Here is a 13,494-nt window from a genome sequence, read left to right on the forward strand (position 1 = left end):
CAGACCGGGAATAGTGAGACGGATGAATATAGTTAACATGCTGAAAAAGTTAGGGAATGAGTACAGTAATATGGTCATGGGATGCTGACCATATTACTGGGGATCACTCAGCCCACAGGGAGAGGGAACCGATCGAGAATATCTCGACCAAAAGAGTTTGAGGTGGGACAACAACCCGTTCTACTGCCCACAATACCAGCGGCTGAGTTCAATCTGTTGGTGCAGCGGCGTTTGTATCTTCACCGTGCGCCGCAGGCATGATCCTTGCGCCTGGTGGGTTTCGACTTGGTAGTGCCAATTTGCCGGTAGCGATACGGCATGATTTATTTCAGCACCGGCACTGAATATTTCCAGCTGTTGGTGCGCCAGCGACCAGGCCTGTCGATATTGCCACTGCCGTTGAAAAGCCTGCAACAGCACCTTCTGATATTGTAACAGCCCGAGCAGCGAGACGGCGAACAACAATGCCGCAATCAACACTTCAGGCAGGCTGAAACCCCGCTGAGTATGCCGGCCAGCTGGTTTAATCAGCACAGTCGCTTTCCCGCTTTTCCGGACAAAAATCCAGCCAGCCGCCTTTTTGCGCTTTCAGCAGGTGGCCACCAGCCCCGCCTTGCTGTGTAGCCAGTTGGTGTTCCGCTCCCGCGAAATCCCCAGCCCCACGCACCATCACCAAACCGGTACGGGCCGAGAGCCGGGCGCAGGCTTGCAACGCCTCGCCGCTTATCTGCTGACAAGACCAGTGGCTCGCCTGTAGAGACTCCCGTGGCCACGGCTGCGCCAGCCCCCAACTTAGGGCCGAAGCCGCCTGGTTGTAGGCCCGCAGATAGCGCTGCTGATCGACGGCCAGCAGTAGCGCACTGTCCAATTGCCGCTGCTGGGCAGTGAGCAGCATCAGCCCCATTACCAGCAACAACATCACCGCAGCCAATGTGCTGCCCCCCTGCTGCCTATCCATCTCTAGGGTGCCTCCATGCTGACCGCCCACTCCAGGCGGCGTTCTATATTTGCCCGCACCGTTGAGCGGCCACTTAGGGCAAACAACATCAAGGATTTGCCATCGCGCCCTGCAATCTGGTTGACAGAAAAAGACTCAATCCGTACCTCTTCCTGATCGAGCAAGCGTTCCCAGCCGCTGCCCTGGCACTGGGTCACGCCGCTTTGCCCCTCCAGCCCACCGGCCCGCAGGCGGTAACCAAAATACTCGGCATCGCCACCGCTTTCCCAGTTGCCATTGCGGTTAAGATCGTAGGCCACGATCACACAGCTGCCCGGCGCTTCCCCCGCCGCATGACCAATCAGCAGCGAGCGCCCCTGACACTGCCCGGCACAAAACCCGCTGCGGCGCAGATCCTTTTCAATCCCGAAAGCCAGCTGGCGTAACACCAGATCCAACCGATAATGACGGCCCATATCAACCGTCTGCTGACGCAGTATCGGTAAGGTTTTCGCCGCCGCCAATGCAATCAGGCTGCCGAATGTCATCGCCAGCAGCACCTCCGGCAGGGTAAAGCCTTGTTCTAAGGTGCGCATAAGGGCAGGCTCCGGATGGCGGTTTCTTCGCTGCACAGCCGCAGCCGCCCTTTGGCAGAGAGCACCAGACGTATGTGGCCAGCCGGATTGCCCAGCAAGATATGCCCGGCCTGCGCATTGTTGCGCACCCCATAAAATCCCATCTCCTTTTGGGTATAACCTTGTAACTCCACATCCAGATGTTCTGGGGTAAAGGCCCGGTCCGTCAATGCAGTACAGGATGCCGCCTGCGGGCCGCTGCCTATGCACCAGATTTTCCCAGGCCGAAACCACAGTAAAACGTTGCGGTTATGCCAGTTGGCATCGGCCTGTAAGCGCGTCAGGAATGCCAGCAGTTGCTGGGCGGTCTGCTCCAGCCGCAGCGCCTGTTGATAGTGATACCACTGGCTAACCCCCCAAGAGGTCAGCATCCCTGCCAGTACCATTACGATCAACAGTTCGATCAGCGTCAGGCCTTGCTGGTGTTCGGGGCTATTTTTATATCGGTTCATACGGCAAGTGTAATCAGCCAGAGGCACGATGAAAGGCACCTTTTCTCAGGCTGGCAAATGATGCGCAGAATTTTTACTTAGCAGGTAACACGGTGGGGGAAATTGAGTACGGCTTCGCATTTTTGGCAATGCATCACGGGCGCAGCATGCGGCGCGCCTACTTTCAGTGGGATTAAGAAAGAGGGCCGGATACGGCCCTCAGCAAATCAGATAGCGACAGGAGCCTTGATCGGCGGATGCGGATCGTAGCCTTCAATCTCAAAGTCTTCAAAGCGGTAATCAAACAGCGAGGCTGGTTTGCGTTTGATCACTAGCTTCGGCAACGCACGCGGCTCACGGGTTAATTGCAGCTGCGTCTGCTCCATGTGGTTACTGTACAGATGGGTGTCACCACCGGTCCAGACGAAATCGCCCACTTCCAGATCGCACTGCTGCGCCATCATATGGACCAACAACGCATAGCTGGCAATATTGAACGGCAGGCCGAGGAACACGTCGCACGAGCGCTGATACAGTTGGCAAGAGAGTTTGCCGTCCGCCACATAGAACTGGAAGAAGGCATGGCACGGGGCCAGAGCCATCTTATCCAGCTCACCCACGTTCCAGGCAGAAACAATAATACGGCGCGAGTCCGGGTCCTGTTTCAGCTGTTGCAACACGGTGCTTAGCTGGTCAATCTGGCGACCATCCGCCGCCCCCCAGGCACGCCATTGCTTGCCATAGACTGGGCCAAGATCGCCGTTTTCATCGGCCCATTCGTCCCAGATGCTGACGTTGTTTTCACGCAGATACGCCACGTTGGTATCGCCGTTCAGGAACCACAGCAGCTCATGAATAATCGACCGCAGGTGGCATTTCTTGGTGGTCACCAACGGGAAGCCTTCCTGCAGGTTGAAACGCATCTGGTGGCCGAAAATCGACAACGTGCCAGTGCCGGTACGGTCGGCTTTAGGGGTGCCCTCGGCGAGCACTTTGTTCATCAAATCCAGATACTGTTTCATTTTTCCTCACGACTGTTGTTGCTGTGGACGACGACGATACGCCCAGATCATCATAATAATACCGGCGAGCACCATCGGCACGGACAGGATTTGCCCCATGCTGATCACCCCGTCAAACAGGCCAAGCTGGGCATCCGGCTGGCGGAACGCTTCGACGATAATACGGAACGTGCCATAGCCAATCAGGAACAGGCCGGAAACGGCCCCCATAGGGCGTGGTTTGCGGATGAACAGGTTCAGAATGATAAACAGTACGATGCCTTCCAGCACCATTTCATACAGCTGCGACGGATGACGTGGCAACACGCCATATTGGTTAAGCAGCGGCAGCAGTTGAGGATTGGCGGCAGCGATGGCGATATCTTCCGGACGCGAGCTTGGGAACAGCATGGCCCAAGGTGTATCGGTAGTGACACGCCCCCACAGCTCACCGTTGATAAAGTTACCCAGGCGGCCAGCGCCCAGACCAAACGGGATCAGTGGGGCAATAAAATCAGAAACCTGGAAGAAATTGCGCTTGGTGCGGCGGGCAAACCACAGCATCACCGCGATCACGCCAATCAGGCCGCCGTGGAATGACATACCGCCATCCCAGACTTTGAACAGGTAGAGCGGGTTATCCAGGAACAACGGCAGGTTGTAGAACAGCACATAACCGACACGGCCACCGATAAAGACCCCAAGGAAACCGGCATACAGCATGTTTTCCACTTCGTCTTTGGTCCAACCGCTGCCGGGCTTGTTCGCGCGGCGTACCGCCAACCACATGGCAAAAACAAAGCCAACCAGGTACATCAAACCGTACCAGTGCAAAGAGACCGGGCCGATAGAGAAAATTACCGGATCAAATTTTGGAAACGCCAGATAGCTAGTGCTCATCTATCACCACAATATGTCTGTTATTCATCCCCAAGCGGGGGCGGCAGGTGCCAAACGCGGTGCAAAGCCCGTGCAACGGGAGCACCGCGTTGAGATGGCGCATCATAACATAGGCTTAACCACGTCCGGGCTTGCCGGCAGGGAAAAGTTCTGTAAAAAAATAGGTCAACGCTTAACGGGCTGGACAACGCCTAATCAACGGCCACCGCGGATCAACCCCCCCATGCCACGCCGTTCCATAAACGCCGCAACCTGGTGGCGAACCTCGGTGGTCATCTGGGCACTCAATACCCGCTGGGCCAGCCCTTGCGCATCTTCCAGTTCGATATGGCGCAACAGATATTTGATACGTGCAACGCTGCGCCCGTTCATGCTCAGATTACGGTAACCCATACCCACCAGCAGCAGAGCGCCCATCGGGTCTCCCGCCAGTTCACCGCACAGGCTGACCTGCAACCCAGCCGCCGTCCCCTGCTCGATGATCAATTTCAGCACCTGCAACATGGCTGGATGCAGGCTGTCGTACAGCGAAGCAACGCGGGTATTATTACGATCCACCGCCAGCAGGTACTGGGTTAAATCGTTGGTTCCTACCGAGATAAAATCGACGCGTGCGGCCAGATAAGGGATCAGGAAGATCATCGACGGCACTTCCAGCATGACGCCAATCCGCGGCTTGGGAATATCATATCCCAGCATCTCTTCCACTTCTCGCCCGGCGCGATCGATCAGGCGCTTGGCTTCGTCGATCTCTTCCAGGCTGGTGATCATCGGCAACAGGATCCCCAGATTGCCGGTTCCCGCATTGGCACGCAGCATGGCGCGCACCTGGATCAGGAAGATTTCTGGCTGATCCAGCGTAATGCGGATCCCCCGCCAACCGAGGCACGGGTTCTCCTCGCTGATCGGCATGTAGGGCAGTTGTTTATCAGCACCGATATCCAGCGTACGCAGCGTCACCGGCTTATGCGGATAGAAGAGTTGCAGCATGCCCTGATATTGCGCCACCTGCTCCTCTTCCGACGGGAAGCCGCTTTGCAGCATGAACGGGATCTCGGTGCGGTATAGGCCAACGCCGTCCACGCGCGCGCCCAGCAGTTGTTCATGTTCCGGGCTAAGGCCGGCGTTCAGCATCACCTGGATCCGCTCACCGCTTTTCAGCTCTGCGGGCTGTTCAACGTCGTCTTCTGCCAGCTTGCTGAGCTCCTGCTCTTCGCTGATCAGACGTTGATATTCCTTCACCAGCACCGGTTCCGGATCGACCAGCAGCTCGCCGCGATAGCCATCAACAATCAGCATTCGCTGGGCCAACAGCGCAGGCTGGATGTCTGCCCCCATCACCGTTGGCACACCCATGGCCCGCACCAGGATCGCGGCATGGGAGTTGGCAGCACCGTCCCGCACTACCACGCCAGCCAGGCGATCCTGCGGCACTTCGGCCAACAGGGTCGCCGTCAGCTCATCGGCAACCAGCACAAAACGGGCTGGCCATTGGCTGGCCCCTTGGGTGGTATCGTCGAGGTGGAATAGCAGACGTTGGCCAAGCGCGCGCAGATCGCTGGCACGCTCACGCATATAGGTATCTTGCAAGGTCGCAAACTGGGCAGCGAAGGCTTCAATCACCTGTTTTACCGCCCATTCAGCCACCGAACCGGAATCGATCTCCGCGTACAGTTCACGTTTGAGGCGAGCATCGTTGAGCAGGTGGGAATAGAGATCGAAGATCGCCGCGCTCTCTTTTTGCGAGCTGGCGCTAAAACGCTTACTGAAGCGGCGGAACTCTGCCCCAGCCTCTTCCAACGCCTGTGTCAGGCGTTCGCGCTCGCTGACGGTATCCAGCGTGGAGGCTTTATACACCTGATCGAGTGAAGGTTGGCTGCTATCTAACCACCCCTCCGCCACTGCCACGCCAGGAGCCGCAGCCAGCGCCCGAATGCGGGTCTGGCGATACTGGCCAAAAATGGCGTTTAGCTGTGATAACGAGAGGATCCCGGCCATTTGGGTGGCCAGGGTAACCATGAAGGATTCTTCGCTTTCGTCAAACTGGCGCAGTTCACGTTGCTGCACCACCAACACGCCAAGCAGCTGACGGCGATGAATGATCGGCACGCCAAGGAAGGATCGGAAACGATCCTCTTTGACCTGCGGAATATATTTGAAGCTGGGATGGCTTTGGGCATCCGCCAGGTTGATCGGCTCTGCCCGCCGCCCGACCAAGCCGACGATGCCTTCGTCAAAGGCCAGGGCAATAGTTCGCCCGCGGGGCTTTTTCAACCCGCGCGTCGCCATCAGGTAATAACAGCGGCGGTCGTTGTCTGCCAGATAGATGGAGCAGACTTCGGTGTCCATCGCCAGACAGGTTTCATTGACCAAAAGATCCAGCGCATCTGTCAGACTGGCCGCCGCGGCCACTTTCTCAACAATTTCTCGCAAGCGCGTGAGCATAGTCGGTTTGACTTAACCTCTCTTTCGGCGATAAGCAGGAGGCTGCCGCTGCGCTGCCAGTTCCTGCATTGGCATGACGGTTGCGGCAAACTCTTTCATAACCCGGCGGTACACGTCGCGTTTAAACGACACCACCTGGCGCACCGGATACCAAAAGCTCACCCAACGCCAGCCGTCAAACTCCGGCGTACTGCTGCGCTGCATGTTGATATCCGCGTCATTGCACATTAACTGCAGCAGAAACCATTTCTGCTTTTGGCCGATACAAACCGGCTTTGTGTCCCAACGCACCAAACGTTTTGGCAATTTATAGCGCAACCAGTTGCGGGTTGAGGCCAGGATACGCACATCCTTTTTACTCAGCCCCACTTCTTCGAACAGCTCACGGTACATCGCCTGCTCAGGCGTTTCGCCAGGGTTTATTCCCCCTTGGGGAAACTGCCAGGAGTGCTGACCGTAACGGCGGGCCCATAGGACCTGCCCCTGACGATTACAGATTACGATACCAACATTCGGGCGGTAGCCATCATCATCGATCACCGGACTACCTCGATAAGCATAAATTCGTATTGATAACCTGATTGTTTCACACAAGCCACAGGCGGTAAACCACTGCTTTGCAGCACCGTCGCTCGGATAACATTGGGATAACTCACAGATAATGGCAAAGTTATAAACATGTAACGAGGTTCGAGGGCGGTTTTATTCACTTTTTCTGTGGATAGGTGTGTGAAGAACTCTAGGGATAAGCCGGGAAAACTCGATTGAACTTAAAATCCGCCGTATTTTTAATTTTTTATTATTCCTTTAAATACAATGCAATAAATACTTAAACACAGTTATGAACAGGGTAAAAATGTGATCTATGCACGCTTTGGATCTTTCTCTGGCGAAAGATCCACCAATGCGGATTTTATCCACAGATTATTATACCCAGTGACCTATAAAACCGCCAAATTCGTAAAAAATGCCCCGCGTCAAGGCTGTAAATCAAACCAGTGATCGGCAAAAAGTTGGGTTATCCCAGAAATCTGTGGATAAATAGGTGTAAGATCCTGTTTATTGTCGGTGGCTACAGGTGCACAACCCCGCACTGAAAATTTTCTACCGCGATGGGGTAGCCAAAAAGTCATGCAAAATCATGCTACTATTGTTGTTTTCCCCAGCCTGCTTTTCCCTTTTAAGGCTGTGAGTAAATTCGGTACGTTTTTTAACCATAATGCATAGGTCTGATTTATGGCGTGTTTATCCCCGCTGCCACCAGAAAACGAGCAGCAATTATTAGCCCGTGCCCAGGCGCTGGCTGGCTTTAACCTTGGCGAACTGGCAGCCCGTGCGCAGGTCAGCATTCCCAAGGATCTCAAACGGGATAAAGGTTGGGTCGGCATGCTGCTGGAGCTCTATCTGGGGGCCATGGCGGGCAGCAAGCCTGAGCAGGATTTCCCAGAGCTGGGCATTGAGTTGAAAACCATCCCGGTCGACGCCGCCGGTAACCCGCTGGAAACCACTTTCGTCTGCGTAGCTCCGCTGACAGGCAATAGCGGCGTGACTTGGGAAAGCAGCCACGTACGCCACAAACTGGCACGCGTGCTGTGGATCCCAGTGGAGGGTGAACGACAAATCCCATTGGCACAGCGCCGCGTAGGTTCCCCGCTGCTGTGGCAGCCCAATCAGGAAGAAACCGAGATGCTGCGCCGGGATTGGGAAGAGCTGATGGATCTTATCGTGCTCGGCCAGGTTGAGCGGATCACCGCCCGCCATGGCGAAGTGCTACAGCTGCGGCCAAAAGCGGCCAACAACAAGGCACTGACCGAAGCCACCGGCGAACAGGGCCAGCCGATCCTCACCTTGCCGCGCGGCTTCTATCTGAAGAAAAACTTCACCCGGGCGCTGCTGGCCAGGCACTTTACGCTTTGATTAGCCCTCCGCTCCTGTTTTCACCGTCATTTCTCCTGACACAGATGGGATACGTCCGAAAGCCATCTTTGGCAGAGTTTGCTACTCTATTAAGACAATTATTCTAGGTATATAAGGTGTTCGGCATGAAAAAGTGGGTAATGGCTATTTCCGCCCTGATGATGGTCGCCGGATTAGCAGGCTGTTCCAGCGACTATGTGATGGCCACCAAAGACGGCAATATGATCCTCACGCAGGGTAAGCCTAAAATCGATAAGGATACCGGCCTGATCAGCTATCAGGACGAGCAAGGCAACCAGCGCCAGATTAACGGCGATCGGGTCTCGCAGGTTATCGAGCGTTAATCCCGGCCCAGCATCATCCTGACCCCTGACGGATTATCAATCAGGGGTTTAGCCCTACCCCCGGCAGTTATATTCCTCTTTCACCATCTGCAACGCTTGGTTATAGTCAAGTAAGGCGTGCTACGCCGTTGGATCTCTGGCTTCTGTTTTACCGGGCATCACGCCCGTAAGCGCTAACATTGAAGGAAGGCCGTTAATGCAATACCACCGTATTCCCCACAGTTCTTTAGAAGTGAGCGTGCTGGGACTGGGCACCATGACCTTTGGCGAACAAAACAGCGAAGCCGATGCCCACGCACAGCTGGATTATGCATTAGCCGCTGGCATCAACCTGATTGATACCGCAGAGATGTATCCAGTGCCGCCGCGCCCGGAAACCCAGGGGCTGACAGAACAGTACATTGGCAGTTGGATCAAGGCGCGCGGCAACCGCGACAAAATCGTGCTGGCAAGCAAGGTCTCCGGGCCGATCCGGGGTAATGACGCGGGCATTCGCCCACAGCAGGCGTTGGATCGCAAGAATATCCGCGCCGCCCTGGATGCCAGCCTGAAACGGTTAAATACCGATTATCTGGATCTGTACCAGCTACACTGGCCGCAGCGCACCACCAACTGTTTCGGCAAGCTCAACTATCAGTACACCGATGAGAAAGCCACCATCCCGCTGTTGGAAACCCTGGAAGCGCTAACCGAGCAGGTCCGTGCCGGCAAAATTCGCTATATCGGCGTCTCTAACGAAACCCCATGGGGCGTGATGCGCTACCTGCAACTGGCAGAAAAACACGAACTCCCGCGTATCGTCTCGATCCAGAATCCCTACAGTCTGTTAAACCGCAGCTTTGAGATTGGTTTGGCGGAGATCAGCCAACATGAAGGCATCGAGCTGTTAGCCTATTCCAGCCTGGCCTTCGGTACGCTGTCCGGTAAATACCTCAACGGGGCCAAACCGGCCGGGGCACGCAACACCCTGTTCAGCCGCTTTACCCGCTACTCTTCAGCACAGAGCCAGGCGGCGATCGCCGAATACGTGGCGCTGGCGAAAAAACACGGTCTGGATCCTTCACAGATGGCATTGGCGTTCGTGCGCCAGCAGCCGTTTGTTGCCAGCACCTTGCTGGGCGCCACCACGCTGGAGCAGTTGAAGATAAATATCGACAGTTTTGACGTGGTGCTGAACGAGGAGGTGTTGCAGGCCCTGGAAGAGATCCACAGCCGCTTCACCATTCCAGCACCATAAAGCTTTCAGGGTGCTGCAAGCAGCACCCTGAAATTGATGGCATCCTAGCAGTATTGCTGAATTTGTAGGGAAAATCGAAACGGGCGCAGCATGCAGCGCCCCTACATTGTGAGCCAGTGATGTTAGGCTTTCGAGCGGAACTGAGATATCCACAATACGGTGATGGCAAGGCCGAACACGACGCCAAAACCGATCCCGACGCCGATCACCGGCACGCCTAATTTGACCACCAAAGAGTAGAGGCCAAGCATCAGCAGCATGGCGGTGTTTTCACCCAGGTTCTGTACCGCGATGGCGTTCCCCGCCCCAACTGAGCGTTTGCCCCGCTCTTGCAACAGCGCATTCAGCGGCACCACAAAGAAGCCACCCAGCACACCAATCACCAGCAGTACGCCATAAGCATTCAGCATGCTGGTTTGCACGGCAAAGAAGGCCACGGCGATGCCGATCAGGATCCCGGCAGGCATACAGCGCTTAACCGTTTCCAGCGTCACAAAGCGGGCTGCCGCCCCGGCCCCGACCACGATACCTATTGCCACCATCGCGTTGAGCATGGTTGGCGTGGCGTTATCGCTAATGCCCAGCGCCACCGGCACCCACAGCACCAGCAGGAAGCGCAGGGTAACCCCAGCGCCCCAGAACAGGCTGGTACCAATCAATGAGAAACGGGTTTGGCCATCGCGCCACAGCACCACGCAAGCGTTGAAGAAAGTGCTCCCCATGACGCGTGGGTGCCAAGAGGTTACCTTATGGGCAACCGGCAAGCGCGGGATATAGAGGTTAGCGACGACTGCCGCGCCGTAAACCACGGCACACACCGCCAGTGCGGCCACGATATGCCAGTCTGCCAACATGCCACCGGCTACCGAACCCACCAGGATGGCGGCAATGGTGGAAGCTTCCATCAGCCCGTTGGCCTTCACCAGCTTATCGCCGCTGGTGATCTCACCCAGGATGCCGTACTTCGCCGGTGAATAAGCCGCAGCCCCGATGCCGACCAGGGTATAGCCCAGGAACGGGTTCAGCCCAAAGCAGATCACCAGCGCACCGGCCAGCTTCAAGCCATTGGCGACCATCATCACCCGGCCTTTGGAGAAACTGTCGGCGATTTGGCCCACAAACGGCGCCAGGATGATATAGGTAGCCACGAAGGCCATTTGCAGTATCGGTTGGCTCCAATCGGGGTACATTTGCTGTTTGATCAGCGCCAGGGTAGCAAACAGCAAGGCGTTATCGCCGAAGGCCGAGAGAAACTGGGCACAGATCACCGCGATCATTGAACGTGACAGCAGTGGGGAATCAGTTGCATTCATTATGCCTTCTCCGGCTGTTCAGCCATTTGGCGCAAAGTAACGAAATCCGGTTTGCCGCTGCCCAGTAACGGCAACGCCTTCACCAGGCGAATATCACGTGGCACCGCCAGCTCCGGGGTGCCCTGCTCACGAGCCACCCGCAGCAAGCTATCACGGGTAATGCTGGCGTCGTTGGTGAACAACACCAGCGCTTCGCCTTTGCTGCTGTCGCTTTTCACCGTGGCCGCATGCAGCCCTTCCGGTGACAGGCGCACGGCCAACTGTTCCACGCTCTCCAGCGAGATCATTTCCCCCGCCAGTTTGGCAAAGCGCTTCACACGGCCACGAATGGTGCAATAGCCCTGTTCATCGAAGCTGACAATGTCACCGGTATCGTACCAGCCAGCTTGCAGCACGCCGTTTTCGTCCTCAGCTGCCGGAGCTTCCAGTTCGCCTGGGCGCTCAACCCGCAGGTAGCCCTTCATGATGTTCGGGCCTTTCAATTGCAGACGGCCGCCGTTATCGATGCCGGCCATCTTAATCAAACGTGCTTCCATCTGCGGCATAATGCGGCCTACGGTGCCAACTTTGGCTGCCAGGGGCACGTTGATCGACACCACCGGAGCGCACTCCGTGACGCCATAGCCTTCTAAAATGCGGATGCCGTATTTATCCTGATAAATCTGTTTGGTGCTTTCGGCCAGCTTTTCGGCCCCGGCCACCACGTAGCGCAGGCGGGCAAAATCGTAAGGATGAGCGAAGCGGGCGTAGTTGTTGAGGAAGGTTGCTGTACCAAACAGCACGGTGCAGTTACGGTCATAGACCAGTTCCGGCACCACGCGATAATGCAGCGGGCTTGGGTAGAGGAATACCCGGCTACCGGTCATCAACGGGGTGATCAACCCGACTGTCAGGCCGAAAGAGTGGAACAACGGCAGCGAGGACATAAAGCGATCGCGCGGGGTGAAATCCGCAATGGTTCGGATCTGCTCCACGTTGGCCAGCAAGCTGGCATGGGAATGCACTACGCCCTTCGGATGGCCTTCCGAGCCGGAGGTAAACAGGATCAGCGCTGCATCCTCTGGCTGCTGTGGCACCATTGCCTTATGTGGCTGGAACAGATGACGCAGGATCCACAGCTTGTCGTCCCGGGTGACGGTATCTTTCAAATCTTCCAGATAGACCCAGTTGGCTTCCGGCACCTGCTCTGGCAGATGCGTCAACTTGCCCTTTTCCAGGAACTGGCGCGAGGTGACGATGGTTTTAATGGTGGCCGCGGTCATCGCGCTTTTCAGCCCGTTCACACCGGCGGTGTAATTGAGCATCGCCGGAATACGGCCCCGCAATGAAGCGCCAAAGATGGCGGCAGCGGTAATAGTGGCATTCGGTAACAACAGGCCAACATGCTCTTTCGGCGCGGTAAAGCGTTCCAGGATGCGGCTGACGCCCAGCGATTTTTTGAGCAGCGTATGATAGCTGTCTTCCTTGAAGCCCACGTCTTCGATGCAGGGCTTGAAGCGGCCATAACGATGCTGCGCGGCCAACAGCGCGCCGAACAGGGTTTGCGGTTTGAGGGTATCCATGCGCGCCTGCATCATGATCTGATGCAGCCTGTCACCGGCCAACTGCCGGCGTTGACTGGCTTTTGGCGCCTCTGGCATCGGTAAAGTGGTTGGCGGCAGAATGCTGATGGTAGTCTGTGGGAAGGCGCGGAGTTTATACACCCCGGCCATACGGCCAAACACGCTGAACTCCGGGCCATCGATACGTACCGGCACGATGGTGGCGCCAGATTTGGCGGCGATAAAGGCCGCCCCGTCGTAGACCTTCATCAATGAGCCGGTCACCGTAATGCGCCCTTCCGGGAACACCACGATCGGCCTGCCCTGCTCAACCATGCGCACCAGATGCTTGATGGCCATCGGTTTGGTGGGATCCAGTGGCACGAAGTCGATATAAGGCTTCAGCCAGCGCATAAACCAACGATCGGAAATGCTGGAGTAAACGGCAAACACCGGTTTGATCGGTAAGAACAACGCCAGCAGCGCACCATCCATGAAAGAAACGTGATTCGGGGTGATCAGCAGTTTCTGCTGCTCAAAATGCTTGGCGTCGCCTTCGACACGAACACGAAACATCAGGCGAAACAGTGCACGTAACACGGTATATATCATCCCACTCTCCCTCGGGGTTGATGGCCTTAAAAATTGTCTGAGGGAAGAATACTATACGGCAGGCAAAAAAAAACCTACGCATCCGCGTAGGTTGGTGCAATAGAAAATGGCTTCAACATACAGAGTATGTCGATTGCTCACCAATCAATACCTCTGGGACAGTCAATTTACCCCGCCACGC

13 protein-coding genes are annotated in these 13,494 nt (G+C 56.1%); 3 read left to right on the top strand and 10 right to left on the bottom strand.

Translation table 11 applies throughout. From position 1 onward, the window contains the following. Positions 1 to 180 precede the first annotated feature (180 nt). The 8 genes from ACMV5I_RS07325 to rppH all read right to left on the bottom strand — a co-directional run bounded on the left by ACMV5I_RS07325 (position 181) and on the right by rppH (position 6,889). A complete protein-coding gene (locus ACMV5I_RS07325; RefSeq protein ID WP_414824018.1) occupies positions 181 to 534 on the bottom strand; it encodes a prepilin-type N-terminal cleavage/methylation domain-containing protein in 354 nt (117 codons plus the stop codon). Beyond that, positions 524 to 958 (bottom strand): YgdB family protein, encoded by a 435-nt coding sequence (locus tag ACMV5I_RS07330; protein ID WP_414824019.1) that lies wholly within the window; start codon positions 956 to 958, stop codon positions 524 to 526. The genes ACMV5I_RS07325 and ACMV5I_RS07330 overlap by 11 nt, the downstream gene beginning before the upstream one ends. 2 nt (positions 959 to 960) lie before the next feature. Further along, a complete protein-coding gene (locus ACMV5I_RS07335; protein ID WP_414824020.1) occupies positions 961 to 1,533 on the bottom strand; it encodes a prepilin peptidase-dependent protein in 573 nt (190 codons plus the stop codon). After that, positions 1,521 to 2,024, bottom strand: a complete 504-nt coding sequence (locus ACMV5I_RS07340; RefSeq protein WP_414824021.1) for a prepilin peptidase-dependent protein — start codon at positions 2,022 to 2,024, stop codon at positions 1,521 to 1,523. Before ACMV5I_RS07340 ends, ACMV5I_RS07335 begins: the two co-directional genes overlap by 13 nt. A 206-nt stretch (positions 2,025 to 2,230) precedes the next feature. Then, entirely contained in the window at positions 2,231 to 3,025 is a 795-nt protein-coding gene (gene thyA, locus ACMV5I_RS07345) for a thymidylate synthase (RefSeq protein WP_024484282.1), read from the bottom strand. A gap of 6 nt (positions 3,026 to 3,031) precedes the next feature. Beyond that, the gene (gene lgt / locus ACMV5I_RS07350) at positions 3,032 to 3,904 is read right to left on the bottom strand and encodes a prolipoprotein diacylglyceryl transferase (RefSeq protein WP_414824022.1); all 873 of its coding nucleotides are present in this window, start codon (positions 3,902 to 3,904) and stop codon (positions 3,032 to 3,034) included. Positions 3,905 to 4,099: 195 nt separating this feature from the next. Continuing rightward, positions 4,100 to 6,349, bottom strand: a complete 2,250-nt coding sequence (gene ptsP, locus ACMV5I_RS07355) for a phosphoenolpyruvate--protein phosphotransferase (RefSeq protein ID WP_414824023.1) — start codon at positions 6,347 to 6,349, stop codon at positions 4,100 to 4,102. 12 nt (positions 6,350 to 6,361) lie between these two features. After that, positions 6,362 to 6,889, bottom strand: a complete 528-nt coding sequence (rppH, locus tag ACMV5I_RS07360; RefSeq protein ID WP_021179868.1) for an RNA pyrophosphohydrolase — start codon at positions 6,887 to 6,889, stop codon at positions 6,362 to 6,364. A 696-nt stretch (positions 6,890 to 7,585) separates the two neighbouring features. Between rppH and mutH the strand changes: the two genes are divergently transcribed. The 3 genes from mutH (at position 7,586) to ACMV5I_RS07375 (ending at position 9,847) form a co-directional block, all read left to right on the top strand. After that, the gene (gene mutH, locus ACMV5I_RS07365; protein ID WP_021806136.1) at positions 7,586 to 8,266 is read left to right on the top strand and encodes a DNA mismatch repair endonuclease MutH; all 681 of its coding nucleotides are present in this window, start codon (positions 7,586 to 7,588) and stop codon (positions 8,264 to 8,266) included. Between the two features lie 125 nt (positions 8,267 to 8,391). After that, positions 8,392 to 8,610, top strand: coding sequence for a YgdI/YgdR family lipoprotein (locus tag ACMV5I_RS07370; protein WP_024484278.1), 219 nt, complete (start codon positions 8,392 to 8,394; stop codon positions 8,608 to 8,610). A 196-nt stretch (positions 8,611 to 8,806) separates the two neighbouring features. After that, on the top strand, positions 8,807 to 9,847 hold the full coding sequence (locus ACMV5I_RS07375) for an NADP(H)-dependent aldo-keto reductase (protein WP_021179864.1): 1,041 nt from the start codon (positions 8,807 to 8,809) through the stop codon (positions 9,845 to 9,847). A 122-nt stretch (positions 9,848 to 9,969) separates the two neighbouring features. On the opposite strand, the gene lplT is transcribed toward ACMV5I_RS07375, so the two are convergent. Beyond that, complete coding sequence (lplT, locus tag ACMV5I_RS07380) at positions 9,970 to 11,160, bottom strand: lysophospholipid transporter LplT (RefSeq protein WP_261145220.1); 1,191 nt, start codon at positions 11,158 to 11,160, stop codon at positions 9,970 to 9,972. Continuing rightward, on the bottom strand, positions 11,160 to 13,313 hold the full coding sequence (aas, locus tag ACMV5I_RS07385; protein ID WP_261145218.1) for a bifunctional acyl-ACP--phospholipid O-acyltransferase/long-chain-fatty-acid--ACP ligase: 2,154 nt from the start codon (positions 13,311 to 13,313) through the stop codon (positions 11,160 to 11,162). Before aas ends, lplT begins: the two co-directional genes overlap by 1 nt. Between the last annotated feature and the right edge of the window lie 181 nt (positions 13,314 to 13,494).

Source organism: Serratia sp. T13T92 (assembly GCF_047530105.1).
GTDB classification, from domain to species: domain Bacteria; phylum Pseudomonadota; class Gammaproteobacteria; order Enterobacterales; family Enterobacteriaceae; genus Chania; species Chania fonticola.

What these genes read in the sequence shown, in the direction of transcription:
- ACMV5I_RS07330 (WP_414824019.1), bottom strand. Translation starts at nt 958, where the DNA reads ATGGATAGGCAGCAGGGGGGCAGCACATTGGCTGCGGTGATGTTGTTG.
- ACMV5I_RS07335 (WP_414824020.1), bottom strand. Translation starts at nt 1,533, where the DNA reads ATGCGCACCTTAGAACAAGGCTTTACCCTGCCGGAGGTGCTGCTGGCG.
- ACMV5I_RS07340 (WP_414824021.1), bottom strand. Translation starts at nt 2,024, where the DNA reads ATGAACCGATATAAAAATAGCCCCGAACACCAGCAAGGCCTGACGCTG.
- thyA (WP_024484282.1), bottom strand. Translation starts at nt 3,025, where the DNA reads ATGAAACAGTATCTGGATTTGATGAACAAAGTGCTCGCCGAGGGCACC.
- lgt (WP_414824022.1), bottom strand. Translation starts at nt 3,904, where the DNA reads ATGAGCACTAGCTATCTGGCGTTTCCAAAATTTGATCCGGTAATTTTC.
- ptsP (WP_414824023.1), bottom strand. Translation starts at nt 6,349, where the DNA reads ATGCTCACGCGCTTGCGAGAAATTGTTGAGAAAGTGGCCGCGGCGGCC.
- mutH (WP_021806136.1), top strand. Translation starts at nt 7,586, where the DNA reads ATGGCGTGTTTATCCCCGCTGCCACCAGAAAACGAGCAGCAATTATTA.
- ACMV5I_RS07370 (WP_024484278.1), top strand. Translation starts at nt 8,392, where the DNA reads ATGAAAAAGTGGGTAATGGCTATTTCCGCCCTGATGATGGTCGCCGGA.
- ACMV5I_RS07375 (WP_021179864.1), top strand. Translation starts at nt 8,807, where the DNA reads ATGCAATACCACCGTATTCCCCACAGTTCTTTAGAAGTGAGCGTGCTG.
- lplT (WP_261145220.1), bottom strand. Translation starts at nt 11,160, where the DNA reads ATGAATGCAACTGATTCCCCACTGCTGTCACGTTCAATGATCGCGGTG.
- aas (WP_261145218.1), bottom strand. Translation starts at nt 13,313, where the DNA reads ATGATATATACCGTGTTACGTGCACTGTTTCGCCTGATGTTTCGTGTT.